This is a genomic window from Pantoea sp. USHLN256 (genome assembly GCF_037149875.1).
Lineage (GTDB): Bacteria > Pseudomonadota > Gammaproteobacteria > Enterobacterales > Enterobacteriaceae > Pantoea > Pantoea nemavictus.
In genome coordinates this window covers 37,699-64,574 of sequence record NZ_JBBCQO010000006.1, presented here as the reverse complement: position 1 = coordinate 64,574, position 26,876 = coordinate 37,699, and the positions used below count along the sequence as shown (strand labels likewise).

Sequence of the window (26,876 nt, the reverse complement as noted above, 5' to 3'; positions counted from 1 at the left end):
GCGCACCTGGTTGGATCAACCCACGCGTTTTACATCACCGACCAGCAGGATATACGACAGCGCACCGATCAGCGCCACCGCCGAGATGTACACCAGCGCAGGGGCAAAGCCGTAATCCTGCGCCAGATAGCCGACGACCAGCGGCACGGTAATGCCGCCCAGGCCACCGACAAAGTTGAACATGCCGCCGGTCAAACCGATTAGGCGCACCGGCGCCAGCGATGACACCAGCGACCAGGTGATCGAGGCGAAACCGTTGCCGAAGAAGGCGATGGCCATCAACGTCATGATCCAAATAGGGTCGTTCGTGTAGTTAGCACCCATGATGCAGGTGGAGATCAGCAATCCACAGATGATCGGCGTTTTACGGGCAAAGCCAAGCGAACGACCGCTGCGCACCAGACGATCGGCGACGATGCCCGACAGAATCACGCCCACAAACGCCGCGAGGAATGGCACGGTGGTCATAAAGCCGGCGGTCAGCGCCGCGATGTGTTTTTCCTGCGTCAGATAGTTCGGGAACCAGGTCAGGAAGAACCATAGCGTGGAGGTCACGGCGAACTGGCCGAGATAGACGCCGCACAGCTTGCGATGGAAAACCAGTTTCCAGTCGGCGGCGGTGAGTTTGGTGCGGGTTTTCTTCTCGCTCGGCGCATCACCATCGACCATCGCACCGCCTTCGCGGATGTAATCCAGCTCGGCTTTATTGATGCCTTTGCTCTGGCTCGGTGCCTGATAGAACTTAATCCAGATCAGCGACCAGATGATGCCGATACCGCCGGTGATGATGAAGACCCAGTGCCAGCTCAGCAGTTCCTGAATCCAGATCAGCAGCGGCGTCAGGAAAGCCAGGCCGACAAACTGGCCGGAGGTATAGAAACCAACCGCAGAAGCGCGTTCCTGCTCCGGGAACCAGCTGGTCACCAGGCGGTTATTGGTGGGGAACGCGGGCGCTTCGAATATACCGGTAATGGCACGCAGGCCAATTAAGGATAATAAGCCCGTCGCGAAACCCTGAAATAGCGTTGCGACCGACCAGCCAAAGATGGCAATAAAATAGGTTACGCGAGAACCGACGCGATCAAGGAACCAGCCGCCGGGAATCTGACATAACGTATATAGCCAGGCAAAGGCAGAAAATACATAGCCCATTTGCGCTTTAGTAATACCGAACTCCTCCTGAATATGGGCAGAAGCGACGGCTAAATTTGCGCGGTCAACATAACAAATCACCACCGTAATAAATATCATCAGCAGCGTGATATAACGACGGCGCGTCGGTTTGGCTTGCACAGCAGAGAGATCCATGGTGTTTCTCCGTCATCGGGTTTGCCATAAAGGCGTGACAAAGCACGCCCCGACAAACTCAGGGTAGTGGTAACAAAGGTAATTCCGCCGAGGCGGTAAATAAGCTGTGCCGGGAAAAAGGCTGAGTGAAGCCCTATGCCCTATTTCACCGGCATATAATCATTTAGATTTAATTTAATTAAATTTAATACCCTAAATAATTCGAGCTACATAAAGGCGGCAAGCGAATAAATCCCCGGGAGCTTACACCATGACTGGGATGAATGAACGCAGCCAACGCATCTGCAGCTTGAAGTATGACGGGTATTTACCACTCAGCAACGCTGCCATCAGGAAAACGCCAAAGCGGATTGCGCCAGTCAGGTGCATTTTTACTACGCTCGATCACCAGCTCTTCGTTAATTTCCACGCCGAGGCCCGGTTTATTTAACGGATAGAAATGACCGTCATCCATTTTGAAATCGTCTTTATTAATCACGTAATCGAGCAGTTCGGCGCCCTGATTGTAGTGAATGCCCATGCTCTGTTCCTGGAACACCGCGTTGCGCGACACGAAGTCAACGTGCAGGCAAGCCGCCAATGCGATCGGGCCGAGCGGACAGTGCGGTGCCAGCGCGACATCATAGGATTCGGCCATCGCCGCAATCTTGTAGCACTCGGTGATACCGCCGGCATGCGACAGATCCGGCTGCAGAATCGCTAAACCGCCCGCTTCCAGCACGCGTTTAAACTCAAAGCGCGAGAACATGCGTTCGCCAGCGGCAATCGGAATGTGGGTTTGCGCGGCCAGGCGCGGATAATATTCCGCTTGCTCCGCCAGCACCGGCTCTTCAATAAACAGCGGGCGATACGGCTCCAGCTCTTTAATCAGCACTTTCGCCATTGGCGCGCTGACGCGGCCGTGGAAATCAAGGCCAAACTCAATCTCTTTGCCGAAGGCTTCGCGAATCTGCGCCACGGTATTCACCGCATCGTCGACTTTGCGGGCGTTATCAATAATGCCCATCTCTTCGCAGCCGTTGAGTTTAAAGGTATCAAAACCGATGGTGCGCAACTTCTTGATGCCATCAATGACGTCGGCCGGACGATCGCCGCCTACCCAGCTGTAAGCTTTAATGCTGTCGCGCACTAAACCACCCAGCAGTTGATAAACCGGTACGCCCAACGCTTTGCCTTTAATATCCCACAATGCTTGATCGATACCGGCGATAGCGCTCATCAGAATCGGGCCACCGCGATAGAAGCCACCGCGATACATCACCTGCCATAAGTCGTTGATGCGCGCCGGATCCTGACCAATCAGATATTCAGACAGCTCATGCACCGCCGCTTCCACGCTGCGGGCGCGGCCTTCAATCACCGGTTCGCCCCAGCCAACGATGCCTTCGTCGGTTTCGATTTTCAGGAACATCCAGCGCGGCGGCAGGCGGTAAGTGGTCAGTTTGGTAATTTTCATTGTACAGCATCCTTATAAGCAGCAATAAATGCGCGAGCCTGTTCCACAGTGCGCGACAGCGGTTGTCCGGCGCGATAGAGATCGCTGCCCAAACCGGCGCCGATGCAGCCTGCGGCCATAAATTCGTGCAGGTTTTCCGGCGTCACGCCGCCCACAGCAAACACCGGCACCTCCGGCGGCAGCACCGCTTTCAATGCTTTGATATAGCCCGGACCAAAGGCCGACGATGGGAAAATTTTCAGCGCCTGCGCGCCGGCCTGTAAGGCGGTGAACGCTTCGGTGGCGGTGGCGCAACCCGCGGCGACGATCATGCCTTTGGAAACCGCCTGGCGAATCACTGCAGCATCGGTGTTGGGCGTGACGACTAATTTGCTGTTCAGCGTCGCCAGCTCATCGACCTGCGCCGGATTGAGCACGGTGCCGGCGCCAATCAGTGCTTTATCGCCGAAGGTTTTCACCATCGCGCCAATACTTTTCGCCCATTCCGGCGAGTTAAGCGGGATCTCAATCGCATCGAAACCCGCGTCGATCAGTGCGCCAACGTGCGCTTCTGCTTCGTCCGGCGTGATACCGCGCAGAATGGCGATCAGCGGGATTTTAGTTTGCCAGGTCATTCGCAATACTCCTTATTCCGTGCTGGAAAGCGCTATCGCCTGCCAGCGTGACTGAATCCAGGCCGATAAAGTGCAGCGCCTGTTGATAACGTTGCGCCAGCGCGCTACCGGAAATAATGGTGATCGGTTGGCTTGTGACGTCGGCCCGTTGCGTCATCAGTGCCACTTCGTGACCAATCAATAAGCCTGAAAGGAAGTCGCTGATATGACGGCGATCGCGCGCGCCGAGCACGTGTGAAGCGCGTACTTCAAACAGGCGCGACAGAATCGAGGTATCGTTGCATCCCACCTGCAAACCGGCGTGGAAAGCGGCGGCGTTCTCTTCCTGTTGAGGTAAACCGGCACCAATCAGCGATTGCTTGAGCAGCAGATGATGCAGTTCGCCGGTCATCACGGTACGGAAATCCAGCACGCGATCCTGCTCTACCTGCACCCATTTGGCGTGCGTGCCGGGCATCACGTAGAGCGGTGCGGGCTGCAATGCCAGCGCACCAAGCAGCTGCGTCTCTTCACCGCGCATAACGTTGTAGTTGTCGTCACGTTCGATGCTCAATCCCGGCACAATCCACGCTTTATCTTCAACGCGCGTTAGGCGACCCGCCAGCTCGCCCAGCGCCACCGGGCAGGAAAGATAGGGCACCGACAGCCAGCCCGCATTGCTGCCCACCATGCCCGCCATCACCACCGGCACCTCGTTGACGGGCCAGCCGTCGGTGACGCTGGCAAACACCTCAGCTGGCGTGCGATCGCCAAGGCGCGTGACACCGGCTTCCGAACGGCGCTCATCTACGCAGGTAGCGCCCTGATAATGCCAGGCGCGCAGATTGGTTGAGCCCCAATCAATCGCAATATAGCTGGTCACATAATCTCCTTGAGTCGCGCCGTTGAGCTGGCAATCATCGCTTTGGCGGCCTGTTCAGCCGCATCGCCATCCTGATGACGAATGGCATCGAATAACGCTTTATGTTCGGCTAAGGTGCGCGGCATGTTGCCTTCATCGGCCATATAGGTTTGCGCGAACACCGCTTTTTGCAGCTGGCTGATCGCCACGTTGAGCTGTTGCAGCACCGGGTTATGCACCGAATCCAGTACCGCTTCGTGATAGCGGATATCCGCTTCGTTAAAGGCTTCACGATCGAGGTGATTGGCCACCATTTCGTTATAGGCCAACTCAATCGCCGCCAGATCGGTTGAAGTCGCGCGCTCGGCTGACCAGCGCGCAATCTGCGGCTCCACCAGCACACGCACTTCGTTCATCGCCGCAATCAGACGCGGGTCCTGATCGTGCGCCAGCGCCCACTGCAACACATCGCTATCCAAATAGTTCCACTGGTTACGTGGCGTGACGAAGGCACCGCGATAGCGCTTCATCTCCATCAAGCGTTTGGCCATCAGTGAGCGAAACACTTCACGGATAATGTTGCGTGAGGTGCCAAAGCGTTCGCACAGTTCAGCTTCGGCGGGCAGCGCCGCGCCAGGCACAAACTTGCCGGCCACAATCTCTTCACCCAGCGTCAGGATGATGCGCTCTGTTTTGCTTAATTGTTCTTGCGTCATGATGTTCCATTCAGTGAAAGGCGATAACGCATCAGATTACTGCTTTCGCTCAGCGAAGCCCAACGGCCGCCTGAGTCCGTGCCGCCGATTGTAGTACCATTGAGTAAAGTTGTACTACAATCTGGATCACAAAATAGACAATCCATGCACCGAGGTGCGAGGGGAGAATCAGGGGAAATAGCAGCGGACAGCAGAGCGCTGCCCGCAAAGGAGATTTACAGCACCAGCTCTTCAATAGCGTGCGCGACGCCATCTTCCATGTTGGTTTTGGTAATGAACTGCGCGATTTTCTTCACCGAATCAATGGCATTTCCCATTGCAACGCCGGTACCGGCGTACTCAATCATGGCTAAATCATTTTCCTGATCGCCAATCGCCATCACTTCTTCACGCGCCAGACCCAGCTTATCCGCCAGCATTTTTACCCCTTGTCCTTTATTCACGCGTGAATCGAGGATTTCGAGGTAATAAGGTGCGCTTTTGAGAATGGTGTAGTTGTCACGCGCCTGTTGCGGCAAGCGCTGAATGGCGGAATCCAGCAGATCCGGCTTATCGATCATCATTAGCTTAGGGAAGCGCGTGGCGCGATCCATCTCTTCCACAGAACGATAGCGCACCGGAATACCGGTCAGGCTCGCTTCATGGATGGTGAATTCACTGAGATCTTTATTCGGCGTATAGAGGAAGGATTTATCGAAAGCCTGGAAGTGAACGCCAAGGTCGCGCGCCAGCTGTTCGATATAAAGATAATCGTCGAAACCCAGGGTAATTTCGGCAACACATTCGCCATCGTTAGCACGATGTACCAGCGCACCGTTATAACTGATGCAGTATTGGCCTTCATCAACCAGATTCAGTTCCATCAGATAGCGCTGAATGCCGACGTACGGACGACCGGTGGTAAGTACCACCATTACGCCTTTTTTATGTGCGCGTTCAATCGCCGATTTAACGGCGGGCGTAATCTCGTGCTGCGGATTGAGCAGCGTGCCGTCCATATCGATTGCAACCAGTTTTATTGCCATAACATCCTCGTTGAGTCAGGGTTTTGATCAATGCTAGCGCGATTCAGCTCACATTGACCAGTTTCGCGCCCGACTTCAGATTTTTGCCCACGCAAATAAAAAAGCCATCACTCCTGTGATGGCCTTGAATACAGGGCGTTAAAGGATGACCTTAGTGGCTCATCGCATCCTTTTTCATGCCCATTTCCTCTTTCTTCATGGCATCTTTCTTCATGCCCATTGCGTCTTTGTGCATGCCATCTTTCTTCATGCCCATTGCGTCTTTATGCATGCCGTCTTTCTTCATGCCCATTGCATCTTTGTGCATGCTGTCTTTCTTCATGCCCATTTCATCTTTTTTCATCGCATCTTTGCCCATGGTATCCGCAGCATAGGCGGTAGACAGAGTCATCATTGAAGCGATAAAGGTTGCTACGATTGCGTTTTTCATAGGGTGTTTCCTTATAGTTTTACGAGTATCAATGGTGTTGGCGCAATAAGGCACCGGATTAAGGGATCAGCTTCCGCCGAACCAGTTGTAGCCTTCGTCTTCCCAGTAACCACCGGAATAACGATTGGTTATTTCAATCACCTGAATATGCTTCGGATTTTTATATCCCAGCTTGGTGGGAATACGGATTTTCATCGGATAACCATATTTGGGCGGGAGTATTCGCCCATCCCAGCTCAATGCCATCAGGGTTTGTGGATGCAGCGCCGAGGCCATATCGATGCTGGTGTAGTAATCGTCCGCACATTTGAAGCTGACATATTTGGCCGACGTATCGGCACCAATCAGCCTGAGAAAGTCGCCGAAACGCACGCCGCCCCAGCGGCCAATTTCACTCCAGCCTTCCACACAGATATGGCGCGTAATCTGATCAACCTGTTGCATGTTGTAGAGCTCAGCTAGCGACCAACTGCATTTATCACTCACTAGCCCGGCAATCTCCAGACGCCACCGATCGCCGTTGACCTGGGGAATATCTTCTTCGCCGTAAAAGGCGTTAAACGGAAATGAGGGCGCGATGCGATCGGCGCTGTATTCCGGAGAGAGATGGGCTGGATTAAACAGCCAGCTCTGCACACGATCGTTAAAGCGGGAAAACCTGTTCAGCACGCTATCGATGTCGGGTTTATCACTGAGATCGCAACCCGTCAGCATTACCACGCCGCCGAGCGTTAAGCCCTGGCGTAAAAATCGGCGGCGTGAGGCGGAATCCAGCTTTCGCGCCAGTAGTTGCTGCGCTTCTTTAACCAGGGCATCCGCATCACCGGGAGCAATATCGACCTTTAATTTTTTCATCTCGCTCTCCTTAGCGTCCACGCAACATGGCAAGCAGGGTTTTTGGCACCAGCGCGACCATCAGCAGATGCACCATGACAAAGCCCACCAGCGCGGCCATCGCGTAAAAGTGGATGTAACGTGCCGCTTCATAGCCGCCGAGGAGATCGCGTAACACGCCAAACTGCACCGATTTCCACAACACCAGCCCTGACAGCACCAACAGCAGGCAATCCAGCATCACAAACAGATAAGCCGCACGCTGGATGTGGTTGTAGTGACGCAGATCCGCATGCGCCAGCTTGCCTTTCAGCGCGCAGCTGGCATCGTGCAGCAATCCCCGCAGACTTAGCGGTAGAAATTTCTTTCTGAAGCGTCCAGTAACGACATTCATCGTGAGGTACAGCACGCCATTCCCGGCAAAAATCCACATCGCGGCGAAGTGCCATTGCAGGGCGCCGCCTAGCCAGCCACCGAGGGTAATTTCACCCGGAAAATAAAAGCTAAAAAGTGGCGAGGCGTTATAAATGCGCCATCCGCTCAACGTCATGATCACCATGGCCGCCGCATTCACCCAGTGATACAACCGCAACCATGCTGGATGAACCACAAGTGAGCGTTCAGGCTTTTCATCCCTCTGCATTTCCATCCGTTTCTGACCCTGCTGTTTAACGTCTGAGTGCTATGGTGCCGAATTGTTGTTCACCGAAGCCTCACGAGGAGTTAAACAAAACGTGAACACTTTGAGGCGATTTAAGCGTTAACATTGATTGAAGTGGCGCAACAGGAAGGGATGATGATCGACGCAAAGAGAGTGCTTATTGTCGAAGATGACAGCGGAATAGCCGACGTTCTGCGCTTAAACTTTCAGGATGAAGGTTATGATGTAACCCATGCGGCTGATGGACACCTCGCCGTCCATTTATTGGGAACCCAGCAATGGGATGCTTTGATTCTTGATCTGATGTTGCCCGGCATTGATGGTTTAGAGATCTGTCGCCGCGCCCGCGCAATGAAACGCTATACGCCGATCATTATGATCAGTGCACGCTCCAGTGAAGTGCATCGCGTATTGGGCCTTGAGTTAGGCGCAGATGATTATCTGCCCAAACCCTTTTCCGTGGTGGAACTCGTCGCCCGGCTTAAGGCACTGTTTCGCCGCCAGGAAGCGATGAATTTAAATTCGCGCCTGGAAGCGGGCACGCTGCATCACGATGCATTAATGATCGATCCGGTAGCCCGTGAAGTGTGGCTGGAGAATAAGCCGATAACCTTAACGCCGCGCGAGTTTGATCTGCTTTACCACTTCGCTAAACATCCTGGAAAAGTGTTTTCCCGCCTCAATCTGCTCAATCAAGTTTGGGGCTATCAGCACGATGGTTATGAACACACGGTTAATACACATATCAACCGCTTACGGTTGAAAATTGAAGATAATCCCGCCGAACCGCACTACATCCTGACGGTGTGGGGCAAAGGCTATAAATTTTCGCTGCCGGCGAAGTAGGTTTAATGATGAAACGCCTGACACTCAGCCAGCGCCTGGCGCTGGTTTTTGCTTCCTTGCTGTTACTTTGCACACTGCTGTCAGGCTGGATGCAGATTCGCATCAACGCGCAGTACGGTAGCGCCGTGGTGCAACGTTTGTCCGACGGACTGGCGCGCAGTATCGCCAGCCTCAACCCCAATATGATTGGCGAGCAGGGCGTGAATCTGCCGCTGATGAAGGCGCTGTTCAGTGATTTGATGGTGCTCAATCCCAGTGTGGAAGTCTATTTGCTCGATTTACAGGGCTATATTCTGGCTGATGCGGCACCGCCTAATCATGTCAAACGCAGCCGCGTGAGCCTGGCTCCAATCCATGCGCAGCTTAATGGCACCGCTTCGCCAGTATACGGCGATGACCCACGTAATTTGCTGGAAAATAAAGTGTTTAGCGTTGCACCGCTTGCCCTGCATGGCCAAACGGTGGGTTATCTGTATGTGATTTTGCAGGGCGAGAACTATCACCAACTGGCGCAGGAAGCGCAGATCGATATTCTGATGCACACATCATTTTGGTCATCTTTGCTGGTGGTGTTATTTGGTCTGACGGCGGGCGCGGTGGCGTTCAGTTTAATCACGCGCCCTATGCGCCAGTTGACGCAACGCGTTCGTGAACTCAACCGGGAAGACATGACGGCAATCAAGCAGCTGGCGGAATTACCGTTGCCACAGCCGCATGAGAAAGATGAGGTCAGTGTATTACAGGGCGCGTTTGTGGGTATGGCGCGACGCGTCGCCTTTCAGTGGGAGAAGCTGGCTTATCAGGACCAATTGCGGCGTGATTTCGTGGCCAATATTTCACACGATTTGCGCACGCCTCTGACCACGCTGCACGGTTATCTCGAAACCTTGCTGTATAAATCGGACAGCCTGAAATCGACCGAAAGCCAGCGTTACCTGCACATTGCGCTTTCGCAAAGCCAAAAAGTCAGCATGCTGGCGCAGCAGCTATTTGAACTGGCGCAGCTGGAATATGGCGTGATAAAGCCCAATCGTGAAATGTTCAGCCTTTCAGAGCTGACTTACGACGTGGTGCAAAAATTTGAGTTAATGGCCAGCACGCGCAATATCCGATTTGTGGTGGATATGCCCGAACAGCTGCCGCAGGTAAATGCCGATGTTTCGATGATCGATCGCGTGCTGACCAATCTCTTTGATAATGCTATCAAATACACGCCGGAGGCCGGAACCATTGAGGTCACGCTGCGTAGCGCCGAACGCGAGGTTGAAGTCAGTCTGAAAGATTCGGGACCCGGCATTCCTGATGCGTTACGTGCCACACTGTTTGAGCGTCCGTCTGCGTTAACGCACGCCAGCACGCGGAAAAACAGCGGTGGTCTGGGGTTGATGGTGGTGCGCCGTATTCTGCAGCTGCATGAGCGTGATATTCGTCTGGATGAAGAAACATCGGGCGCCTGCTTCCGCTTCTCCATCCCGCGCTAAAAACAAAAAACCCTTCCTAAGTGGAAGGGTTTTTTCGTGTTACCCGCTCGATTAGATATCGATGTTGGCGGCTTTCAACGCGTTCTCTTCGATGAAGGCACGGCGTGGTTCAACCGCATCGCCCATCAAGGTAGTGAACAGCTGATCGGCAGCAATCGCATCCTTAATCGTCACGCGCAGCATGCGGCGACTATCTGGATCCATGGTGGTTTCCCACAGCTGCTCTGGATTCATCTCACCCAAACCTTTATAACGCTGTACTGACAGACCACGACGCGACTCTTTCACCAGCCACTCAATCGCCTGCTCGAAGCTGGTCACCGGCTGGCGACGCTCGCCACGTTCAATATAGGCATCTTCTTCAATCAGGCCGCGCAGCTGCTCGCCCAGCGCACAGATTTTGCGGTATTCCGGCCCATCGATAAACTCGCTATCCAGTGGATAATCGGTATCAACGCCGTGCGTGCGGACACGCAGCACCGGTTCGAACAGGTTCTGTTCGTTATCGGCACGAACCTGCGCCAGGTAGCTGCTGCCGTGCGCTTCACGCTCGGTCAGATACGCCACTAAGCCATCGATCCAGCCTTGTACGGCGGCTTCATTACTGAGGTCGCTTAAGGTTGGATGGTAGATCAGGCCACGCAGCAGAGCCGATGGGAAGCGGCGCTCCATACGTTTGATCATGCGCTGTGTGCTGTTGAAATCCGCCACCAGCGTTTCCAGCGGCTGACCGCCTAACGCAGGTGCGCTGGCGTTGGTGTGCAGCGTAGCGCCGTCGAGCGCGATGGAAATTTGATACTGATCCATCGCTTCGTCGTCTTTAATATACTGTTCTTGCTTACCTTTCTTCACTTTGTACAGCGGCGGCTGAGCGATATAGACGTGACCACGCTCAACAATTTCCGGCATCTGACGATAGAAGAAGGTCAACAGCAGCGTACGGATGTGCGAACCATCGACGTCAGCATCGGTCATGATGATGATGCTGTGATAACGCAGTTTATCCGGATTGTATTCGTCACGACCGATACCACAACCTAACGCGGTGATCAGCGTCGCGACTTCCTGCGAAGCCAGCATCTTGTCGAAACGCGCTTTCTCCACGTTCAGGATTTTACCTTTCAGCGGCAGAATCGCCTGGTTTTTACGGTTACGACCCTGTTTGGCTGAACCGCCTGCGGAGTCACCCTCCACCAGGTAGATTTCAGACAGCGCCGGATCGCGCTCCTGACAGTCAGCCAGTTTGCCCGGCAGACCGGCTAAATCCAGCGCGCCTTTACGGCGGGTCATTTCACGTGCACGACGCGCCGCTTCACGCGCGCGCGCTGCATCGATAATTTTACCGACCACGATTTTGGCGTCAGACGGGTTTTCCAGCAGGTATTCCGCCAGCAGTTCATTCATCTGCTGCTCAACCGCCGATTTCACCTCTGAAGAGACCAGTTTGTCTTTGGTCTGAGAAGAGAATTTCGGATCCGGCACTTTCACGGAAACCACCGCAATCAGGCCTTCACGCGCATCATCACCGGTGGCGCTGACTTTGGCTTTTTTGCTGTAGCCTTCTTTATCCATGTAGGCGTTCAGGGTACGCGTCATGGCCGCACGGAAACCGGCCAGGTGCGTACCGCCGTCGCGCTGTGGAATGTTGTTGGTGAAGCAGTAGATGTTTTCCTGGAAACCATCGTTCCACTGCAGCGCCACTTCCACGCCAATGCCATCTTTCTCGGTAGAGAAATAGAACACCGTTGGATGGATTGGCGTTTTGTTCTTATTGAGGTACTCAACAAACGCCTTGATGCCGCCTTCGTAGTGGAAGTGATCGTTCTTGCCGTCGCGTTTATCTTCCAGCCGAATCGAGACGCCAGAGTTAAGGAACGACAGCTCACGCAGGCGTTTCGCCAGGATCTCGTACTCAAACTCAATCACGTTGGTGAAGGTTTCATAGCTCGGCCAGAAACGCACGCGCGTACCGGTTGCATCGGTATCGCCTGATACCGCCAGCGGTGCCTGCGGTACGCCGTGCTGATAAATCTGATGATGCACTTTGCCTTCGCGACGAATAGTCAGCTCCAGCTTCTGTGACAAGGCGTTAACCACGGAAACGCCGACGCCGTGCAGACCGCCAGACACTTTGTAGGAGTTATCATCAAATTTACCGCCGGCGTGCAGGACGGTCATGATCACTTCCGCCGCAGAGACGCCCTCTTCCGGGTGAATGCCGGTCGGAATACCACGGCCATCATCTTGCACTGAGACCGAGTTATCGGCATGAATTGTAACGGTAATGTCACTACAGTGACCGGCGAGCGCTTCGTCGATAGCGTTATCCACGACTTCGAATACCATGTGATGCAGACCGGTGCCGTCATCCGTATCGCCGATGTACATACCCGGGCGTTTGCGTACCGCATCAAGCCCTTTCAGGACTTTGATACTTGAGGAGTCATAAGAATTCGACATCAACGTTTCTCGCTCATTTAATCTTCAGGTTGAACCACTATTTTACCCTGTTCCACGCGGAACATCTTGCCCTTTTCATCACTCATGTCGATTACATGCTCGACACCAATGGCGCTGACAAATACTTGAGCCTGCGTGGCTTTTAGGCGTTCAGCTAACAGCCGACGACGGGTGTCATCCAGCTCTGAGGCAAAGTCATCAATCAGATACAAACAGCGTCGTCCGCTGCTGCGCGTCAGATATTCGCCCTGCGCTAAGCGCAGCGCACACATCAGCAGCTTTAACTGACCGCGTGAGAGTAAATCTTCCACCGGCGTCCCTTCAGCACGAATACGAAAATCGGCTTTATGTGGGCCGCTGGCGGTGTAGGTGAGCGCGCGATCGCGCTCGAAATTGCGTTCCAGCAGTTCGGCGTAGTCGCTCTCTTTGTCCCAGCCACGCTGGAAAGAGAACGCTAACTCGAACTCCGGTAAAAATTGGCCACAGGTGGCGATGATCTCGCGGGAAATCGCCGCGCTGTATTCGGCGCGCCATGCGCTGATTTGCTCAGCCAGCGGCACCAGCTCCTGATCCCACGGACGAATCTGGCTATAACGCGATACCTGACGCAGCGCCGCATTGCGCTGTTTCAGCAGACGACGCAGATTGCTCCAGGCATGGAAAAAGCCGGGCGCGGCGTGAAAACATCCCCAATCGATATAGGCGCGACGGTATTTGGGGCCGCCATTCAGCAGCGTAAAACCTTCCGGCGTAATCAACTGCATGGGTAACAGTTGCGCTAACTCGGCGACTTTGTGACCGTCGCTGCCATCGATGCGGACTTTGCTGTCACCGGCACGATTTTTGGTGAGACCCACCGACAGTTCGCGTTCACTGCCTTCAATACGGCCGTGCAGCACAAAGGCATCCTGATCGTGGCGAATAACGCGGCCAGCCTGCAAACTGCGAAACGCGCGACCGTGTCCGAGGGTGTAGATCGCCTCCAGCACGCTGGTCTTGCCGCTGCCGTTAGCGCCCACAAGGAAATTGAAGCCCGGCGCCAGCGTGAGATCGGCCTGCTCGATATTACGGAAATCTTTAATCAGGAGGCGGGTTAAAGCCATGAAGTGTTCCGGGATGAAGCTATTCGGGATCTTGTAGGGGAGCCATTAATGGCTCCCAGGATGGTGCGAACATTCGCCAGGTCGGCATAAATGCCGACCTTACAAGCGCATTGGCATAACGACATACGCTGCGGCTGGACTAGCAACATCTTCAATTTGTACGCTGGAAACAGAGTCAGTTAAAAGCAAACGCACGTTCTCGCACTTCAGCGCATTCAGCACATCCAGCACATAGCTGACGTTGAATCCGATCTCCAGATCGGTGCCATTGTAAGAGACATCCAGCATCTCTTCCGCCTCTTCCTGTTCAGGATTGTTAGCAGTAATTTTCAGCTGATTTTCGGTGATGTAGATGCGAACGCCGCGGAATTTCTCATTTGAGAGAATCGCCGCACGCGCAAATGCCTGCTTCAGAATATCGCAGCCGGCTTCTAATGCTTTATCCGGATTCTTCGGCAATACGCGGCGATAATCCGGGAAACGACCATCAACCAGCTTCGAAGTGAAGATAAAGTCACCGACGTGTGCGCGGATGTTGCTGCTGCCAATTTGCACCTGCAGCGGCGTTTCGCCCCCGTCGAGCAAACGCATCAGCTCAATCACACCTTTACGCGGCACGATCACCGAATGATTCGGCAGCGCTTGACCAATCGGCATTGAGCACACCGCAAGGCGGTGACCATCGGTAGCGACGGTACGCAACTCTTCACCTTCGGTTTCGAACAGCATGCCGTTAAGGTAATAACGCACATCCTGATGCGCCATTGAGAACTGCGTGGCTTCAATCAGGCGTTTTAACGTCGCCTGCGGCAAGGTGAATTCCACCTCACTCTGCCAGTCATCCAGATTCGGGAAGTCGCTGGCCGGCAACGTAGATAGCGAGAAACGGCTGCGGCCTGAACGCACCAGCATTCTGTCGCCTTCCAGCGTCAGGCTGATTTCAGCGCCTTCCGGCAAACCGCGGCAAATATCGAGGAATTTACGCGCCGGTACCGTGGTAGCGCCCGGTTCGTGGGGCTGCGTCAGCGCCACACGCGCCACCATTTCCATTTCCAGATCGGTGCCGGTCAGCCGCAGCGAACCTTCGCTGACCTGCAGCAGTAAATTTCCAAGAATCGGCAGCGTTGGGCGTCCGCCAAGCGGACCGCTGACCTGTTGCAGGGGCTTCAGTAACTGCTCACGTTCTACAATAAATTTCATATGCGTCAGGAAGATAGTGTTCGAATGAGGTTAGAGAAATCTTCTTTGATGTCGTGGCTCTCTTCACGCAGTTGCTCGATTTTACGGCAGGCGTGAAGCACGGTGGTATGGTCGCGGCCACCAAACGCATCGCCAATTTCCGGCAAACTGTGGTTGGTGAGCTCTTTCGCCATCGCCATCGCCATCTGGCGCGGACGCGCTACCGAACGCGAACGGCGTTTCGACAGCAAATCCGCCACTTTAATTTTGTAATACTCGGCCACCGTTTTCTGGATGTTATCAATGGTGACCAGTTTTTCCTGCAGCGCCAGCAGATCGCGCAGCGCTTCGCGCACGAAATCGATGGTGATGGCGCGGCCGGTAAAGTTTGCGTTGGCGATCACGCGGTTCAGCGCGCCTTCCAGCTCTCGCACATTGGAACGCAGACGCTTAGCAATAAAGAACGCCACTTCGCCCGGCAGACGGATGTCGTTTTCATCGGCCTTCTTCATCAGGATCGCGACACGCGTTTCCAGCTCAGGCGGCTCGATCGCCACGGTTAATCCCCAGCCAAAACGCGATTTCAGGCGATCTTCTACGCCGTTGATCTCTTTTGGATAGCGATCCGAAGTCAGGATGATCTGTTGATTGCCTTCCAGCAGCGCGTTGAAGGTGTGGAAAAACTCTTCCTGCGAGCGCTCTTTATTGGCAAAGAATTGGATGTCATCGATCAGCAGCGCATCAACCGAACGGTAATAACGCTTAAACTCTTCGATAGCGTTGTTCTGCAGGGCTTTGACCATGTCCTGTACAAAACGCTCGGAGTGCATGTACACCACTTTGGCATTCGGCTTACGCGCAATAATGCCATTTCCCACCGCGTGCAGTAGGTGAGTTTTACCCAAACCGGTGCCGCCATAAAGGAACAGCGGGTTATACGCGCCGCCAGGATTATCCGCCACCTGACGTGCCGCCGCGCGCGCCAGCTGGTTCGATTTACCTTCAACGAAGTTGTCGAAGTTATGACGGTTATTCACGTTGGAGCGGTAAGTGACATCGGCCGGCGCGGGCACCGAATCCCAGCTTGGACGCAGAATTTGCGTTGGCGCAGGACGATTTTCAATCGGTGCAGGCGCGCTGTAATTGGAAGTGGCCATCTCCGGTTGGCTGGTTGTCACCTGAGCGGTAGGGCGAGTGCCGACTTCAAAACGCAGTAATGGCACATTCGCACCGCAGAACTCGTTCAGCAGCCCATTGATACTATTGAGATATTTATCTCTAACCCAGTCGAGTACAAACCGATTTGGTGCATACAAGGTCAGCGTATTGTCGTTCAATTCAGCCTGCAGCGGACGAATCCACATGCTGAATTCGGTGGCAGGAAGCTCATCCTGCAAACGGGCAAGACACTGTTGCCAAAGCGTAAGTGACACGGCGGACTCCACTCGTACAAAATCGATAAGAATTTTAGGCGCTAATAAATAGAAACGTAATTTTTAGACACAGGCGGTTGGAAAGCGCCTGCGACCGCTATTCGCGGTAGTCTTCCCCGGCGATCGCAGTGAGGATCGCCAGCGGAAGGGCGGATCATAACGTAAAGCCGCCGAGAGATCTTCCCTTTCTACACAGTTTTGATCCAATTTATCCACAGGCACCGGTAGCGAAAATGAGTTTACGCTTTCTAGCAAAAAAGCCAGCGTTAATCTGGCTGAAACCGTTATTTTTTCTGGCTGGCTCGCATTTCCGCGCAACAAACCTGCAAATTGATCGCAAGAAGATCCTGCGCGATCCTTGCGCTTTAACCCACAGCCCGTATAATTCCCCACCCGGCATTATTGCGTGAAGCCTTGATGCCCGGAATCAGCGGGCTGTATCTGGGTTTCCAGGTGCCGCGACCAGCGAAGTAAATTGACTCTGGACTGTACAATTATTACAATCCCGCCTCTTTATTAAAGACACATTGAGGCGTTGGTCGATTTACTGGCCCGAAAACGCGTCACCCAGTGAAAATTTTCAAGTTTAGGTAGAAATCGCCATGAAACGCACTTTTCAACCGTCCGTACTGAAGCGCAACCGTTCACACGGTTTCCGTGCTCGTATGGCAACAAAAAATGGTCGTCAGGTTCTGGCACGTCGTCGTGCTAAAGGCCGTTCTCGTCTGACCGTTTCTAAGTAATAAAGCTAACCCTCGTGGTTAAGCTCGCATTTCCCAGGGAGTTACGTTTGTTAACTCCCACTCATTTCACTTTCGTCTTCCAGCAGCCACAAAGAGCCGGTACGCCGCAGATCACCATACTCGGCCGACTTAATTCGCTGGGGCATCCCCGCATCGGTCTCACCGTCGCAAAAAAACATGTCAAACGTGCCCATGAACGCAACCGGATCAAGCGATTGACCCGCGAAAGCTTTCGTCTGCGTCAACATGAGCTGCCTGCAATGGATTTTGTGATCGTGGCGAAAAAAGGGATTGCTGACCTGGATAACCGTGCGCTGACGGAAGCGTTGGAGAAATTATGGCGTCGTCACTGTCGCCTGGCTCGCGGCTCCTGATTGCCCTGATACGCGTTTATCAACGCGCCATCAGCCCACTGCTGGGACCTCATTGCCGGTTCCATCCCACCTGCTCGCAGTATGGGATTGAGGCCTTACGCCGTTTTGGTGTTGTAAAAGGCAGTTGGTTGACGATAAAACGCGTATTAAAATGCCACCCTTTGAACCCGGGTGGTGACGATCCTGTGCCGCCAAAAACCTTTGATACCAGAGAACATTAACGATGGATTCGCAACGCAATCTCTTTCTCATCGCTTTTCTGTTCGTGTCTTTTATGATCTGGCAAGCCTGGCAGACGGACCACGCTCCGCAGCCACAGCAAACTCAGACCACACAAAACACAAGCAGCGCAGCGGGTGATGCCGCCACTTCCGGCGTGCCGGCTAGCGGACAGGGCAAAACGATCACCGTTAAGACAGATGTCCTGTCACTCAACATCAACACGCGCGGTGGCGATATTGAGCAGGCTCAGCTGCTGACTTACCCGGACAAACTGGGTTCAGATGCACCGTTCCAGCTGCTTGAGACCACTCCAGCATTCGTTTATCAGGCGCAGAGCGGCTTAACGGGCCGTAACGGTCCGGATAATCCAAACAATGGCGCACGTCCGCTGTATACCACTTCACAAGATAGCTTCGTGATGGCCGATGGTCAGAGCGAGCTGCGCGTGCCGTTGACCTGGACCGGTGAAAACGGCGTGGTTTACACCAAGACCTTTGTCTTCAAGCGCGGTGAGTATGCGGTTAACGTTGACTACAACATTAACAACACTACCCAGCAGCCGCTGGAAGTGTCGATGTTTGGTCAGCTGAAGCAGACCATCGATGTGCCTAAGCACCGCGATACCGGCAGCAACAACTTTGCTTTGCACACCTTCCGTGGTGCAGCGTACTCAACCAGCGATGCGAAATACGAAAAATATAAATTCGACACCATCGCGGATAACGAGAACCTGAACACCACCACCAGCAATGGCTGGGTGGCGATGCTGCAACAGTACTTTGCTACCGCTTGGGTGCCACGCACACAGGGTAACAACACGCTGTACACCACCAACCTCGGTAATGGCGTAGCGGCAATTGGCTACAAATCTGCACCGGTTACCGTTGGTGCAGGCGCACAGCAAGATCTTGGCGCAACGCTGTGGGTTGGCCCGGAAATTCAGGACCAGATGGCGGCTATCGCGCCTCACCTCGATCTGACCGTAGATTACGGCTGGTTGTGGTTTATCTCTCAGCCGCTGTTTAAGCTGCTGAAGTTCATCCACAGCTTTATCGGTAACTGGGGCTTCTCCATTATCGTTATCACCTTCATCGTTCGTGGCATCATGTACCCGCTGACCAAAGCGCAGTACACCTCGATGGCGAAGATGCGTATGCTGCAGCCGAAAATTCAGGCGATGCGTGAACGTTTGGGTGATGATAAGCAGAAGCAGAGCCAGGAGATGATGGCGCTGTATAAGGCGGAGAAAGTGAACCCGCTGGGCGGCTGCTTGCCTCTGGTTATCCAGATGCCGATCTTCCTTGCCTTGTACTACATGCTGTCAGGCTCGGTTGAACTGCGTCATGCACCGTTTATTCTGTGGATTCATGATTTGTCCGCGCAGGATCCGTACTACATTCTGCCGATCATCATGGGTATCACCATGTTCTTCATTCAGAAGATGTCACCGACCACCGTGACCGATCCGATGCAGCAGAAGATCATGACCTACATGCCGGTTATCTTTACCGTGTTCTTCCTGTGGTTCCCTTCAGGTCTGGTGCTGTACTACATCGTCAGCAACCTGGTAACCATTCTCCAGCAGCAGCTGATTTATCGCGGCCTGGAAAAACGTGGCCTGCATAGCCGCGACAAGAAGAAAGCGTAACGTCTGACTGCCATCAGCAGCAGCGTATAATCAAAGGGCGACATTTATGTCGCCCTATTTTTATTTATTAATACCCTAAAAGTTTAAGGTGGAATCATGAGCCACAGCGACACCATTGTTGCCCAGGCGACGCCTCCCGGCCGTGGCGGCGTCGGCATTCTGCGTATTTCCGGTGCCAAAGCCGCTGACGTGGCGCAAGCCGTGTTAGGCAAGCTGCCGAAACCGCGCTACGCCGACTATCTGCCTTTTAGCGATGTCGATGGCAGCGTGCTCGATCAGGGCATTGCGCTGTGGTTTCCTGGCCCGAACTCCTTTACCGGCGAAGATGTATTGGAGCTGCAAGGCCACGGCGGTCCGGTAATTCTCGACCTGCTGCTCAAACGCATAGTGGCGCTGCCCGACTTGCGTATTGCTCAGCCGGGCGAATTCTCGGAACGTGCCTTCCTCAACGACAAACTCGATTTGGCACAGGCCGAAGCGATTGCCGATCTGATCGATGCCAGCTCAGAGCAAGCAGCCCGTTCCGCAGTAAACTCGCTGCAGGGCGCATTTTCCCTGCGCATCAACGCGCTTGTGGAAGCACTTACTCACCTGCGCATCTATGTGGAAGCGGCCATCGACTTCCCGGATGAAGAGATCGATTTCCTTTCCGACGGCAAAATTGAAGCACAGCTCAATGTGGTGATCGGCGATCTCAACGGCGTGCGTGCCGAAGCGCGTCAGGGCAGCCTGCTGCGCGAAGGGATGAAAGTGGTCATTGCCGGTCGTCCGAATGCCGGTAAATCGAGCCTGCTGAATGCCTTAGCCGGGCGCGAAGCGGCGATTGTCACCGATATCGCTGGCACCACGCGCGACGTGCTGCGTGAGCATATCCATATCGACGGCATGCCGCTGCACATCATCGATACCGCCGGTTTGCGCGAAGCCAGCGATGAAGTGGAGCGAATTGGTATCGAACGCGCCTGGCAGGAGATCGAGCAGGCCGACCGCGTGCTGTTTATGGTCGACGGCACCACAACGGATGCGACCGAAGCCGCCGCTATTTGGCCCGATTTTGTCGCGCGCTTGCCGGATGCGCTGCCAATTACCGTGGTACGCAACAAAGCGGATATGACTGGCGAAGTGCTGGGTCTCACTGAAGTGAATGGTCACTCACTGATTCGTCTCTCGGCGCGAACCGGTGAAGGTGTGGAAGCACTGCGCGATCACCTGAAACAGAGCATGGGCTTTGCTGGCAACATGGAAGGCGGCTTCCTCGCCCGTCGCCGTCATCTGCAAGCGCTGGAGTTAGCCGCAACGCACTTAGAACAGGGTAAACATCAGCTGTTAGGCGCGTGGGCCGGCGAATTACTGGCGGAAGAGTTACGTTTAGCGCAACAGGCGCTAAGCGAAATCACCGGTGAATTCACCTCCGATGATCTGCTGGGACGAATCTTCTCCAGTTTCTGTATTGGTAAGTAAGACTTCCCTGGCTTTCAACAGGTAGCTTTCTGAGCTACCTGCAATTCTCCCGCCCAGAACCTTCCATGCGTCTTTGTTATTTGGCTCCCCTTGCGCTTTGCAGTATAACGATCACTGCCCGGCTAACCGGTCCTGCCGGGTACATTCACTATTCATGCTAAATATTGGGCGCACATTGCCGCCCGAACAGGAGAGAAACATGAGTACAACGCTCGACAGCGTGGCGCTGAACGCGCTGTTTAATGAAGCCCGCACCCACAGTTACTGGCAGGACAAACCAATTTCTCAGGAGGTGCTGAAGCAGCTCTATAACCTGACGGCGCTGGGGCCAACTTCTGCTAACTGCTCGCCGGGTCGTTTTGTATTTGTGACGTCGCAGGAAGGCAAAGAGAAGCTGAAACCTGCGCTCTCGTCTGGCAATGTCGACAAAACCATGGCGGCGCCGGTAACGGTGATTGTGGCGTGGGATCCGGAATTCTACGAAGCGTTGCCAAAGCTGTTTCCACATGGCGATGCACGCAGCTGGTTCACCAGCAGCCCAGACCTGGCGAAAGAGACAGCATTCCGTAACAGCAGCTTGCAGGCGGGATATTTGATTCTGGCAGCGCGTTCGCTGGGATTGGATGCGGGCCCGATGTCCGGTTTCGATCCGTCAAAAGTGAACGACGCGTTCTTCAGTGAGAGCAAATGGCAGGTGAATTTACTGATTAATCTGGGCTACGGCGAGGCCAGCAAACTGCACGCGCGTCTGCCGCGTCTTGGCTTTGATGAAGCCAGCACCTTTGCCTGAGTGAGAAAAGGCGTCGGGCTTAGCCCATGACGCCGATTCCTGCGCGGTTAGCCCAGTGAATGGAAACCGCTATTGAAGTAGATCATCGGCTCTGCCGCTTCACCAGGCAGAGCGATGCCAACAATCCGTGCCAGCAGCACGCTGTGCGTGTTCCACTCCACCACTTTCTCCAGCTGACAATCAAAGCTCACCAGCGCATCAGCCAGGATCGGCGAGCCGGTATTCAGCGTCTGCCAGGCGCCATTTTGAAAACGCTCGGACCGGCGAGAAGATTGGCTGAACTGGGCACACAGGTCATCATGCTGTTCACGCAGCACGTTAACGGCAAAATGGCCGGCTTCGATAAAGGCATCATGACTGGATGCACTGCGATTGACGCACACCAGCAGACTTGGCGGCTCAGCAGCCAGCGAGCTGACTGATGTAGCAATCAGCCCCAGCTTTTCGCCCTGAAATTCGGTGGTAACCAGAGAAACGCCCGCCGTTAAGCGACGCATGCCGTGACGAAACTCATCAAGAGAGATCGATTCCTGGCGAGTAATAGCGGTAACTGACATAGAAAACTCCGACGTGCATGCTTCTAAGATGCGCACGATTGGCAGATGAATAAATGGGTTAGCGCACTTCAATGTGCCTTTTTTACTGCCCAAATCCTACACCACATCAGACCGTTCGGCACCCGTTCAGCGATGAATCTGCAAAAGCGTTCTATGCAAAGTTGCCAAATGGGATTGTCGCTCGGCTTCGTCCTTATCTGAAATATCGTCGTATCCCTCTTAAGCCGGATGCAAACCCATGAGAAAATTCTTACAATAGCACTGATGATTATTCGACCATTTTCACGGAGCGACAGATGGCTAGTCATTTTGTTCGTTGGATAGGTAATCCGCCCTTCTCTTCAGAGAACATGCGGGTTCCACAGGATGTGATCAACAGTGCCGACCGCTTCGCTGACAAGCGGCGCGGACGCTTTTTAGCGGCGCGCGAACTGCTGGCGCAGTTAATGCTGCGCGTCTATGGCATTCATGAACTTCCGCAGCTGATCACCACCAGCAGCGGACGTCCCCGTTTTGCTGATCCCACGCTACCGGATTTCAGTATTTCCTACGCCGGCAATACCATTGGCGTGCTGCTGGCGGAAGAAGGCGGACGCGCTGGGCTGGATATGGAAATTGTGCGCGCCCACAGCCGTCAAACTCAGGAGATGCTGACGCAGGATCTCTCCTCCGGCGAAAAAGCCTGGATCAACGCGCAGCAGGATTTCATGGAAGCGCTGACGCAAATCTGGACGCTGCGCCAAAGCATTCTTAAGCTCACCGGCGAATCTGATAGCGGCATTGATTCCCTGCGTTTGCATCCCGCAGCTGGCCGACTGCGCTCTACCGTGTTTCCCGATATTCAGGCGGTATGTGATGCCGAACCTACACTGGTGTGGTCGTGTGCGCTGTCGCCAGGCACCGAACGCTTACGCCTGTGGGAGATTGATGGCGCGCAGCAATGGCAATCGCTGCGCGATGTCGAGATGAGCAAACCCAACATGGGGCCGCGCACCTTGCGCCTGACCAGCTTGGTCACACCGCATGAGATGGGGCATCCATAGTATTAAAGGCCGCAGTCGCGGCCTTTATTGGTTTAGTGGGCGTCGATAAAGACGATTTTCAGCACGAACAGCAGAGCAACCACCACCACGCATGGGCTGATTTCACGCCAGCGGCCGGTACCTACCTTCATCACGCAGTAAGAGATAAAGCCCAGCGCGATGCCTTCGGTGATCGAGAAGCTAAAAGGCATCATTGCGGCAGTGACAAACGCCGGAACCGCTTCGGTGAGGTCGTCCCACTGCACGCGAGATAGCGATGCCGTCATCAGCACGCCAACGTAAATCAGCGCACCCGCCGCCGCATAGGATGGCACCATCGCGGCCAGCGGTGACAGGAACATCACCAGCAGGAAAAGAATCCCGGTAATCACCGCCATCAAGCCAGTACGTCCGCCGATCGCCACGCCGGACGAACTTTCAATATAAGCGGTAACTGAAGAGGTGCCGATCAGTGAACCGGTGACGGAACTAAAGCTATCGACATACAGCGCCTGCTTCATGCGCGGGAAAGTGCCTTTCTCATCGGTCAGTCCGGCTTTATCCGTCACGCCAATCAACGTGCCGGATGAGTCGAACAGGTTAACCAACATAAAGGAGAAGATCACACCGGCCATACCAATGTTGAACGCGCCTTTGATATCGACCTGGCCCACTACGGAGGTGATAGCAGGCGGCGCCGCAAACACGCCGCTGAATTTCACATCGCCAATTATCAGGCCTAGCGCGGTGGTCACCACAATCGACACCAGCACCGCCGCATGAATGTTACGCGAAGCCAGAATAGCGATGATAAAGAAGCCAAGCGCACCGAGCAGCACGCTGTGTGAGGTCAGATTGCCGACGGCAACGATAGTATCGGCGTTCGGCACGATGATGCCGGCATTTTTAAGCCCCATCATGGCGATAAACAGGCCAATACCGGCGGTGATGCCCACGCGCAGGCTCAGCGGAATATTCGCAATCATCCAGTAACGCACGCGCAGCAGCGTGAGGATCAGTAGACCCAATGCGCCCCAGAAAATCGCACCCATGCCAATCTGCCACGAGTAGCCCATTGCACCGACCACCACAAAGGCGAAGAAGGCATTGAGGCCCATCGCCGGCGCCAATGCCACCGGCAGGTTCGCCACCAGCCCCATCAGGATGCTACCGAACGCGGCAATTAAGCAGGTAGTCACAAAGACAGCCTGGGTATCCATGCCCGCCACGCCAAGAATTTGCGGGTTAACAAAGACGATGTAGACCATCGTCAGGAAAGTGGTGCACCCGGCGATCACTTCTGTACGCACGGTGGTGCCGTGTTCCTGCAGTTTGAAGATGCGCTGCAAAAGACCCTGATTATTCATTTCACTATTCCGATGAAAAAATTTATCGCCGCGTATCGTATAGAGTTTGGCGCGGCAAAACACTGATTATTCGCAACCGGTTGCTCAGGGTCGCTTTCTGCGCTCAGTACGCTAGAGTGTCAGCTTATTGTTTAACAAAAGGATGATGTGCGATGTCGGTTGAATGTATTTTTTTTGATTGCGACGGCACGCTGGTCGACAGCGAAGTAATCTGTACGCAATCTTACGTCAACACCTTTGCCCGCTACGGTATTGAGCTCTCGCTGCAGCAGATGTTTGAGCAATATAAAGGGGTGAAGCTCTACGACATCATCCGCGACGTGGCGGCAGAACATCAGGTTGAGTTGCCGCTTGAAGAGGTGGAAACCGCCTATCGCGCCGAAGTGGCGCGACTGTTCGATCTCGATTTAAAGCCGATTGACGGTGCCAAAGCGCTGGTGGAGCGCGTAAAAGTGCCAATGTGCGTGGTTTCGAACGGCACGGTAAAGAAGATGCAACATTCGCTGGGATTAACCGGCATGCTGCCGTATCTGGAGGGGAAATTGTACAGCGGTTATGACATTAACCACTGGAAGCCCGATCCGGAGCTGATGTATCACGCGGCCGAGCAGATGCAGGTGCCGATTGAGCAATGCATTCTGGTAGATGATTCAGAGGCGGGCGCACGTGCGGGAATCGCCGCCGGGATTCCGGTGTTTTACTACTGCGCCGATGCGCACAATCCCGAGTTAGATCATCCGCTGGTGACGCGCTTTGATGATATGGCGCAGTTGCCGGATCTGTGGCGCGCACGCGGCTGGGATTTGGTGGGATAGGTGCTGGCTATCCCCCATCCCGGCCTTCCCCCACGAGTGGGGGAAGGAGACGCTGCCACATGCAACTCCCCAACTACCCTATAGCAGCATCATCCTCCCCCACTCGTGGGGGAGGACTGAGGTGGGGGGCAGCCAGCACGCACCGAAGAAAGGACAGCCAGCACAATCCAAATCAGCCAATCGCCCCCAGCGAATCCTCGTTGCTCTGCTTCTTCGGCAGCAGGAACAGCGTGGCAACGATATCTAGCAGATAAATCAGCGCCAGCAGCGTAATCGCGGCGGTGAAAGAGATGTTGGTGGCCAGCAAACCAATCACCAGCGGACCAAAACCACCCACGCCACGCCCAAGGTTAAACAACACGTTTTGTGCTGTCGCACGTGCCTGCGGCGGGAAGGTATCTGAAATCAGCGCGCCGTAGCCGCCAATCATACCGTTCACAAACATCCCCATCAGCGCGCCAGTAAACAGCATCACCGTTGGATCGCGCAGCTGTGCGTACACCACCACCATCACCACCGCGCCGAACTGGTACAGCAGGAAGATTTTCCAGCGCGCGAAGCGATCGGCCAGTACGCCAAACAGCCAGATACCGAACGTCATGCCCACCACCGTCACCGCGGTCCACAAGCCAGATTTGGTCAGGCTGAAACCGAAGTTGGAGGAGAGATAGCTTGGCATCCAGATCATCAGCCCGTAATAACCAAAGTTTTGCACTGAGCAAAGGATGAATATCCCCAGACTGGCTTTGCTGGTCGCGCGATCGGCGAACAGCAATTTAATACGCGCAGCGAAAGAGAGCTGCGGCGTTTTCTCAACGTGGCGGGTAAAGCCTTCCGGCTCGCCCATGCTGCGACGAATAACAAACGAGACCAGCGCCGGCAGCAACCCGACGAGGAACATGCCGCGCCAGCCAATCACGCCCAGCAGCGGCGGCGTGATAAAGGCCGCCAGCAGCACACCAAGCTGCCAGCCAATGCCAACCCATGCCGAGGCGCGGTTGCGCTTCTCTTTCGGCCAGGCTTCGGCAATCAGCGCCATGCCGATGCCGAACTCGCCGCCCAACCCCACGCCTGCCAACGTACGGTACGCCAGCAAGTCCCAATAACCCTGCGCCACGGCGCACAGACCGGTGAATACCGAGAACATCAAAATGGTTATGGTGAGAATACGGATGCGGCCATAACGATCGCTCAGATGACCAAATACAATGCCGCCGATCACCGCACCGATCAGTGTCCAGGTCACCAGGGAACCCGCCTGAGAAGGGTCGAGCGCCAGCGAGACGCTGATCGCCGGCAGCATAAAGCCGAGTATCAGCAGATCGAATCCGTCCATCGCGTAGCCGCTGATGGCAGCCACCATGGCTTTCGCCGGCGTTATGGCTTGTTTTGTAGGAGTTGGGGAGGACATGCGGCAGCACCTTGCAGAAAAAAGTGCGCCAAGTATAAAGAGAGGGAATCGTTGAGAACAGGCAGAATTTAAGCAGGCG

27 protein-coding genes are annotated in these 26,876 nt (G+C 54.5%); 11 read left to right on the top strand and 16 right to left on the bottom strand.

Features of this window, described 5'->3' with window-relative positions; all coding sequences use genetic code 11:
• Nucleotides 1-15 precede the first annotated feature (15 nt).
• The 9 genes from WFL93_RS15990 to WFL93_RS15950 form a co-directional block, all read right to left on the bottom strand.
• Complete coding sequence (locus WFL93_RS15990) at nt 16-1,308, bottom strand: MFS transporter (RefSeq protein ID WP_007893525.1); 1,293 nt, start codon at nt 1,306-1,308, stop codon at nt 16-18.
• A 307-nt stretch (nt 1,309-1,615) separates the two neighbouring features.
• Nucleotides 1,616-2,764, bottom strand: a complete 1,149-nt coding sequence (dgoD, locus tag WFL93_RS15985; protein ID WP_007893527.1) for a galactonate dehydratase — start codon at nt 2,762-2,764, stop codon at nt 1,616-1,618.
• Nucleotides 2,761-3,378, bottom strand: a complete 618-nt coding sequence (locus WFL93_RS15980; protein WP_336778543.1) for a 2-dehydro-3-deoxy-6-phosphogalactonate aldolase — start codon at nt 3,376-3,378, stop codon at nt 2,761-2,763. The genes dgoD and WFL93_RS15980 overlap by 4 nt, the downstream gene beginning before the upstream one ends.
• On the bottom strand, nt 3,362-4,240 hold the full coding sequence (locus WFL93_RS15975; protein ID WP_336778542.1) for a 2-dehydro-3-deoxygalactonokinase: 879 nt from the start codon (nt 4,238-4,240) through the stop codon (nt 3,362-3,364). Before WFL93_RS15975 ends, WFL93_RS15980 begins: the two co-directional genes overlap by 17 nt.
• Complete coding sequence (locus WFL93_RS15970) at nt 4,237-4,935, bottom strand: FadR/GntR family transcriptional regulator (RefSeq protein ID WP_007893539.1); 699 nt, start codon at nt 4,933-4,935, stop codon at nt 4,237-4,239. Before WFL93_RS15970 ends, WFL93_RS15975 begins: the two co-directional genes overlap by 4 nt.
• Nucleotides 4,936-5,150: 215 nt before the next feature.
• A complete protein-coding gene (gene yidA / locus WFL93_RS15965) occupies nt 5,151-5,960 on the bottom strand; it encodes a sugar-phosphatase (protein ID WP_336778541.1) in 810 nt (269 codons plus the stop codon).
• Nucleotides 5,961-6,111: 151 nt separating this feature from the next.
• On the bottom strand, nt 6,112-6,390 hold the full coding sequence (locus tag WFL93_RS15960) for a pentapeptide MXKDX repeat protein (protein ID WP_049852398.1): 279 nt from the start codon (nt 6,388-6,390) through the stop codon (nt 6,112-6,114).
• 66 nt (nt 6,391-6,456) lie between these two features.
• Nucleotides 6,457-7,245, bottom strand: coding sequence for a molybdopterin-dependent oxidoreductase (locus WFL93_RS15955; RefSeq protein ID WP_336778540.1), 789 nt, complete (start codon nt 7,243-7,245; stop codon nt 6,457-6,459).
• 10 nt (nt 7,246-7,255) lie between these two features.
• Nucleotides 7,256-7,867: a cytochrome b/b6 domain-containing protein gene (locus WFL93_RS15950; protein WP_336778539.1), complete on the bottom strand. Its 612-nt coding sequence runs from the start codon at nt 7,865-7,867 to the stop codon at nt 7,256-7,258.
• A gap of 153 nt (nt 7,868-8,020) precedes the next feature.
• Between WFL93_RS15950 and WFL93_RS15945 the strand changes: the two genes are divergently transcribed.
• Nucleotides 8,021-8,731, top strand: coding sequence for a response regulator transcription factor (locus tag WFL93_RS15945; RefSeq protein ID WP_007893548.1), 711 nt, complete (start codon nt 8,021-8,023; stop codon nt 8,729-8,731).
• An 8-nt stretch (nt 8,732-8,739) separates the two neighbouring features.
• A complete protein-coding gene (locus WFL93_RS15940; RefSeq protein WP_336778616.1) occupies nt 8,740-10,212 on the top strand; it encodes a sensor histidine kinase in 1,473 nt (490 codons plus the stop codon).
• Nucleotides 10,213-10,263: 51 nt separating this feature from the next.
• On the opposite strand, the gene gyrB is transcribed toward WFL93_RS15940, so the two are convergent.
• The 4 genes from gyrB to dnaA form a co-directional block, all read right to left on the bottom strand.
• Nucleotides 10,264-12,672, bottom strand: a complete 2,409-nt coding sequence (gene gyrB / locus WFL93_RS15935) for a DNA topoisomerase (ATP-hydrolyzing) subunit B (protein ID WP_007893552.1) — start codon at nt 12,670-12,672, stop codon at nt 10,264-10,266.
• A gap of 17 nt (nt 12,673-12,689) precedes the next feature.
• On the bottom strand, nt 12,690-13,775 hold the full coding sequence (gene recF / locus WFL93_RS15930) for a DNA replication/repair protein RecF (RefSeq protein WP_007893554.1): 1,086 nt from the start codon (nt 13,773-13,775) through the stop codon (nt 12,690-12,692).
• Between the two features lie 99 nt (nt 13,776-13,874).
• Entirely contained in the window at nt 13,875-14,975 is a 1,101-nt protein-coding gene (dnaN, locus tag WFL93_RS15925; protein WP_049852401.1) for a DNA polymerase III subunit beta, read from the bottom strand.
• A 5-nt stretch (nt 14,976-14,980) separates the two neighbouring features.
• Nucleotides 14,981-16,387, bottom strand: a complete 1,407-nt coding sequence (gene dnaA, locus WFL93_RS15920; RefSeq protein ID WP_336778538.1) for a chromosomal replication initiator protein DnaA — start codon at nt 16,385-16,387, stop codon at nt 14,981-14,983.
• A 233-nt stretch (nt 16,388-16,620) separates the two neighbouring features.
• Between dnaA and WFL93_RS15915 the strand changes: the two genes are divergently transcribed.
• The 7 genes from WFL93_RS15915 to WFL93_RS15885 all read left to right on the top strand — a co-directional run bounded on the left by WFL93_RS15915 (nt 16,621) and on the right by WFL93_RS15885 (nt 21,625).
• The gene (locus WFL93_RS15915) at nt 16,621-16,797 is read left to right on the top strand and encodes a hypothetical protein (protein WP_162531771.1); all 177 of its coding nucleotides are present in this window, start codon (nt 16,621-16,623) and stop codon (nt 16,795-16,797) included.
• A gap of 192 nt (nt 16,798-16,989) precedes the next feature.
• Nucleotides 16,990-17,130 (top strand): 50S ribosomal protein L34, encoded by a 141-nt coding sequence (rpmH, locus tag WFL93_RS15910; protein WP_003849659.1) that lies wholly within the window; start codon nt 16,990-16,992, stop codon nt 17,128-17,130.
• Between the two features lie 14 nt (nt 17,131-17,144).
• Nucleotides 17,145-17,504, top strand: a complete 360-nt coding sequence (gene rnpA / locus WFL93_RS15905) for a ribonuclease P protein component (protein WP_034830013.1) — start codon at nt 17,145-17,147, stop codon at nt 17,502-17,504.
• On the top strand, nt 17,468-17,725 hold the full coding sequence (gene yidD, locus WFL93_RS15900) for a membrane protein insertion efficiency factor YidD (RefSeq protein ID WP_007893564.1): 258 nt from the start codon (nt 17,468-17,470) through the stop codon (nt 17,723-17,725). Before rnpA ends, yidD begins: the two co-directional genes overlap by 37 nt.
• 2 nt (nt 17,726-17,727) lie before the next feature.
• Entirely contained in the window at nt 17,728-19,374 is a 1,647-nt protein-coding gene (gene yidC / locus WFL93_RS15895) for a membrane protein insertase YidC (RefSeq protein WP_176973331.1), read from the top strand.
• A 96-nt stretch (nt 19,375-19,470) separates the two neighbouring features.
• Nucleotides 19,471-20,835: a tRNA uridine-5-carboxymethylaminomethyl(34) synthesis GTPase MnmE gene (gene mnmE / locus WFL93_RS15890; RefSeq protein ID WP_336778537.1), complete on the top strand. Its 1,365-nt coding sequence runs from the start codon at nt 19,471-19,473 to the stop codon at nt 20,833-20,835.
• 199 nt (nt 20,836-21,034) lie between these two features.
• The gene (locus tag WFL93_RS15885) at nt 21,035-21,625 is read left to right on the top strand and encodes a malonic semialdehyde reductase (RefSeq protein ID WP_336778536.1); all 591 of its coding nucleotides are present in this window, start codon (nt 21,035-21,037) and stop codon (nt 21,623-21,625) included.
• A gap of 47 nt (nt 21,626-21,672) precedes the next feature.
• On the opposite strand, the gene WFL93_RS15880 is transcribed toward WFL93_RS15885, so the two are convergent.
• Complete coding sequence (locus WFL93_RS15880; RefSeq protein ID WP_180822740.1) at nt 21,673-22,182, bottom strand: flavin reductase family protein; 510 nt, start codon at nt 22,180-22,182, stop codon at nt 21,673-21,675.
• Nucleotides 22,183-22,478: 296 nt separating this feature from the next.
• On the opposite strand from WFL93_RS15880, the gene WFL93_RS15875 reads away from it, so the two are divergent.
• Nucleotides 22,479-23,225 carry a 4'-phosphopantetheinyl transferase family protein gene (locus WFL93_RS15875; RefSeq protein WP_049852404.1) on the top strand — a complete coding sequence of 249 codons (747 nt, stop codon included), beginning with the start codon at nt 22,479-22,481 and terminating at the stop codon, nt 23,223-23,225.
• 32 nt (nt 23,226-23,257) lie between these two features.
• Here the strand turns inward: WFL93_RS15875 and WFL93_RS15870 are convergent, their stop codons facing one another.
• A complete protein-coding gene (locus WFL93_RS15870) occupies nt 23,258-24,571 on the bottom strand; it encodes an NCS2 family permease (protein WP_336778535.1) in 1,314 nt (437 codons plus the stop codon).
• A 152-nt stretch (nt 24,572-24,723) separates the two neighbouring features.
• On the opposite strand from WFL93_RS15870, the gene yieH reads away from it, so the two are divergent.
• Nucleotides 24,724-25,386, top strand: coding sequence for a 6-phosphogluconate phosphatase (gene yieH / locus WFL93_RS15865; protein ID WP_049852406.1), 663 nt, complete (start codon nt 24,724-24,726; stop codon nt 25,384-25,386).
• 172 nt (nt 25,387-25,558) lie between these two features.
• On the opposite strand, the gene WFL93_RS15860 is transcribed toward yieH, so the two are convergent.
• On the bottom strand, nt 25,559-26,797 hold the full coding sequence (locus WFL93_RS15860; protein WP_336778534.1) for an MFS transporter: 1,239 nt from the start codon (nt 26,795-26,797) through the stop codon (nt 25,559-25,561).
• Between the last annotated feature and the right edge of the window lie 79 nt (nt 26,798-26,876).

Excerpts from the sequence above, each read along its gene's own strand:
- mnmE (WP_336778537.1), top strand. The coding sequence starts at position 19,471 with ATGAGCCACAGCGACACCATTGTTGCCCAGGCGACGCCTCCCGGCCGT.
- dnaN (WP_049852401.1), bottom strand. The coding sequence starts at position 14,975 with ATGAAATTTATTGTAGAACGTGAGCAGTTACTGAAGCCCCTGCAACAG.
- WFL93_RS15870 (WP_336778535.1), bottom strand. The coding sequence starts at position 24,571 with ATGAATAATCAGGGTCTTTTGCAGCGCATCTTCAAACTGCAGGAACAC.
- dgoD (WP_007893527.1), bottom strand. The coding sequence starts at position 2,764 with ATGAAAATTACCAAACTGACCACTTACCGCCTGCCGCCGCGCTGGATG.
- WFL93_RS15950 (WP_336778539.1), bottom strand. The coding sequence starts at position 7,867 with ATGCAGAGGGATGAAAAGCCTGAACGCTCACTTGTGGTTCATCCAGCA.
- WFL93_RS15980 (WP_336778543.1), bottom strand. The coding sequence starts at position 3,378 with ATGACCTGGCAAACTAAAATCCCGCTGATCGCCATTCTGCGCGGTATC.
- gyrB (WP_007893552.1), bottom strand. The coding sequence starts at position 12,672 with ATGTCGAATTCTTATGACTCCTCAAGTATCAAAGTCCTGAAAGGGCTT.
- yieH (WP_049852406.1), top strand. The coding sequence starts at position 24,724 with ATGTCGGTTGAATGTATTTTTTTTGATTGCGACGGCACGCTGGTCGAC.
- WFL93_RS15915 (WP_162531771.1), top strand. The coding sequence starts at position 16,621 with ATGAGTTTACGCTTTCTAGCAAAAAAGCCAGCGTTAATCTGGCTGAAA.
- WFL93_RS15955 (WP_336778540.1), bottom strand. The coding sequence starts at position 7,245 with ATGAAAAAATTAAAGGTCGATATTGCTCCCGGTGATGCGGATGCCCTG.
- WFL93_RS15960 (WP_049852398.1), bottom strand. The coding sequence starts at position 6,390 with ATGAAAAACGCAATCGTAGCAACCTTTATCGCTTCAATGATGACTCTG.
- WFL93_RS15990 (WP_007893525.1), bottom strand. The coding sequence starts at position 1,308 with ATGGATCTCTCTGCTGTGCAAGCCAAACCGACGCGCCGTCGTTATATC.
- WFL93_RS15945 (WP_007893548.1), top strand. The coding sequence starts at position 8,021 with ATGATCGACGCAAAGAGAGTGCTTATTGTCGAAGATGACAGCGGAATA.
- rpmH (WP_003849659.1), top strand. The coding sequence starts at position 16,990 with ATGAAACGCACTTTTCAACCGTCCGTACTGAAGCGCAACCGTTCACAC.
- WFL93_RS15860 (WP_336778534.1), bottom strand. The coding sequence starts at position 26,797 with ATGTCCTCCCCAACTCCTACAAAACAAGCCATAACGCCGGCGAAAGCC.
- yidA (WP_336778541.1), bottom strand. The coding sequence starts at position 5,960 with ATGGCAATAAAACTGGTTGCAATCGATATGGACGGCACGCTGCTCAAT.
- WFL93_RS15880 (WP_180822740.1), bottom strand. The coding sequence starts at position 22,182 with ATGTCAGTTACCGCTATTACTCGCCAGGAATCGATCTCTCTTGATGAG.
- WFL93_RS15875 (WP_049852404.1), top strand. The coding sequence starts at position 22,479 with ATGGCTAGTCATTTTGTTCGTTGGATAGGTAATCCGCCCTTCTCTTCA.
- yidC (WP_176973331.1), top strand. The coding sequence starts at position 17,728 with ATGGATTCGCAACGCAATCTCTTTCTCATCGCTTTTCTGTTCGTGTCT.
- yidD (WP_007893564.1), top strand. The coding sequence starts at position 17,468 with ATGGCGTCGTCACTGTCGCCTGGCTCGCGGCTCCTGATTGCCCTGATA.
- WFL93_RS15885 (WP_336778536.1), top strand. The coding sequence starts at position 21,035 with ATGAGTACAACGCTCGACAGCGTGGCGCTGAACGCGCTGTTTAATGAA.
- recF (WP_007893554.1), bottom strand. The coding sequence starts at position 13,775 with ATGGCTTTAACCCGCCTCCTGATTAAAGATTTCCGTAATATCGAGCAG.
- WFL93_RS15940 (WP_336778616.1), top strand. The coding sequence starts at position 8,740 with ATGAAACGCCTGACACTCAGCCAGCGCCTGGCGCTGGTTTTTGCTTCC.
- WFL93_RS15970 (WP_007893539.1), bottom strand. The coding sequence starts at position 4,935 with ATGACGCAAGAACAATTAAGCAAAACAGAGCGCATCATCCTGACGCTG.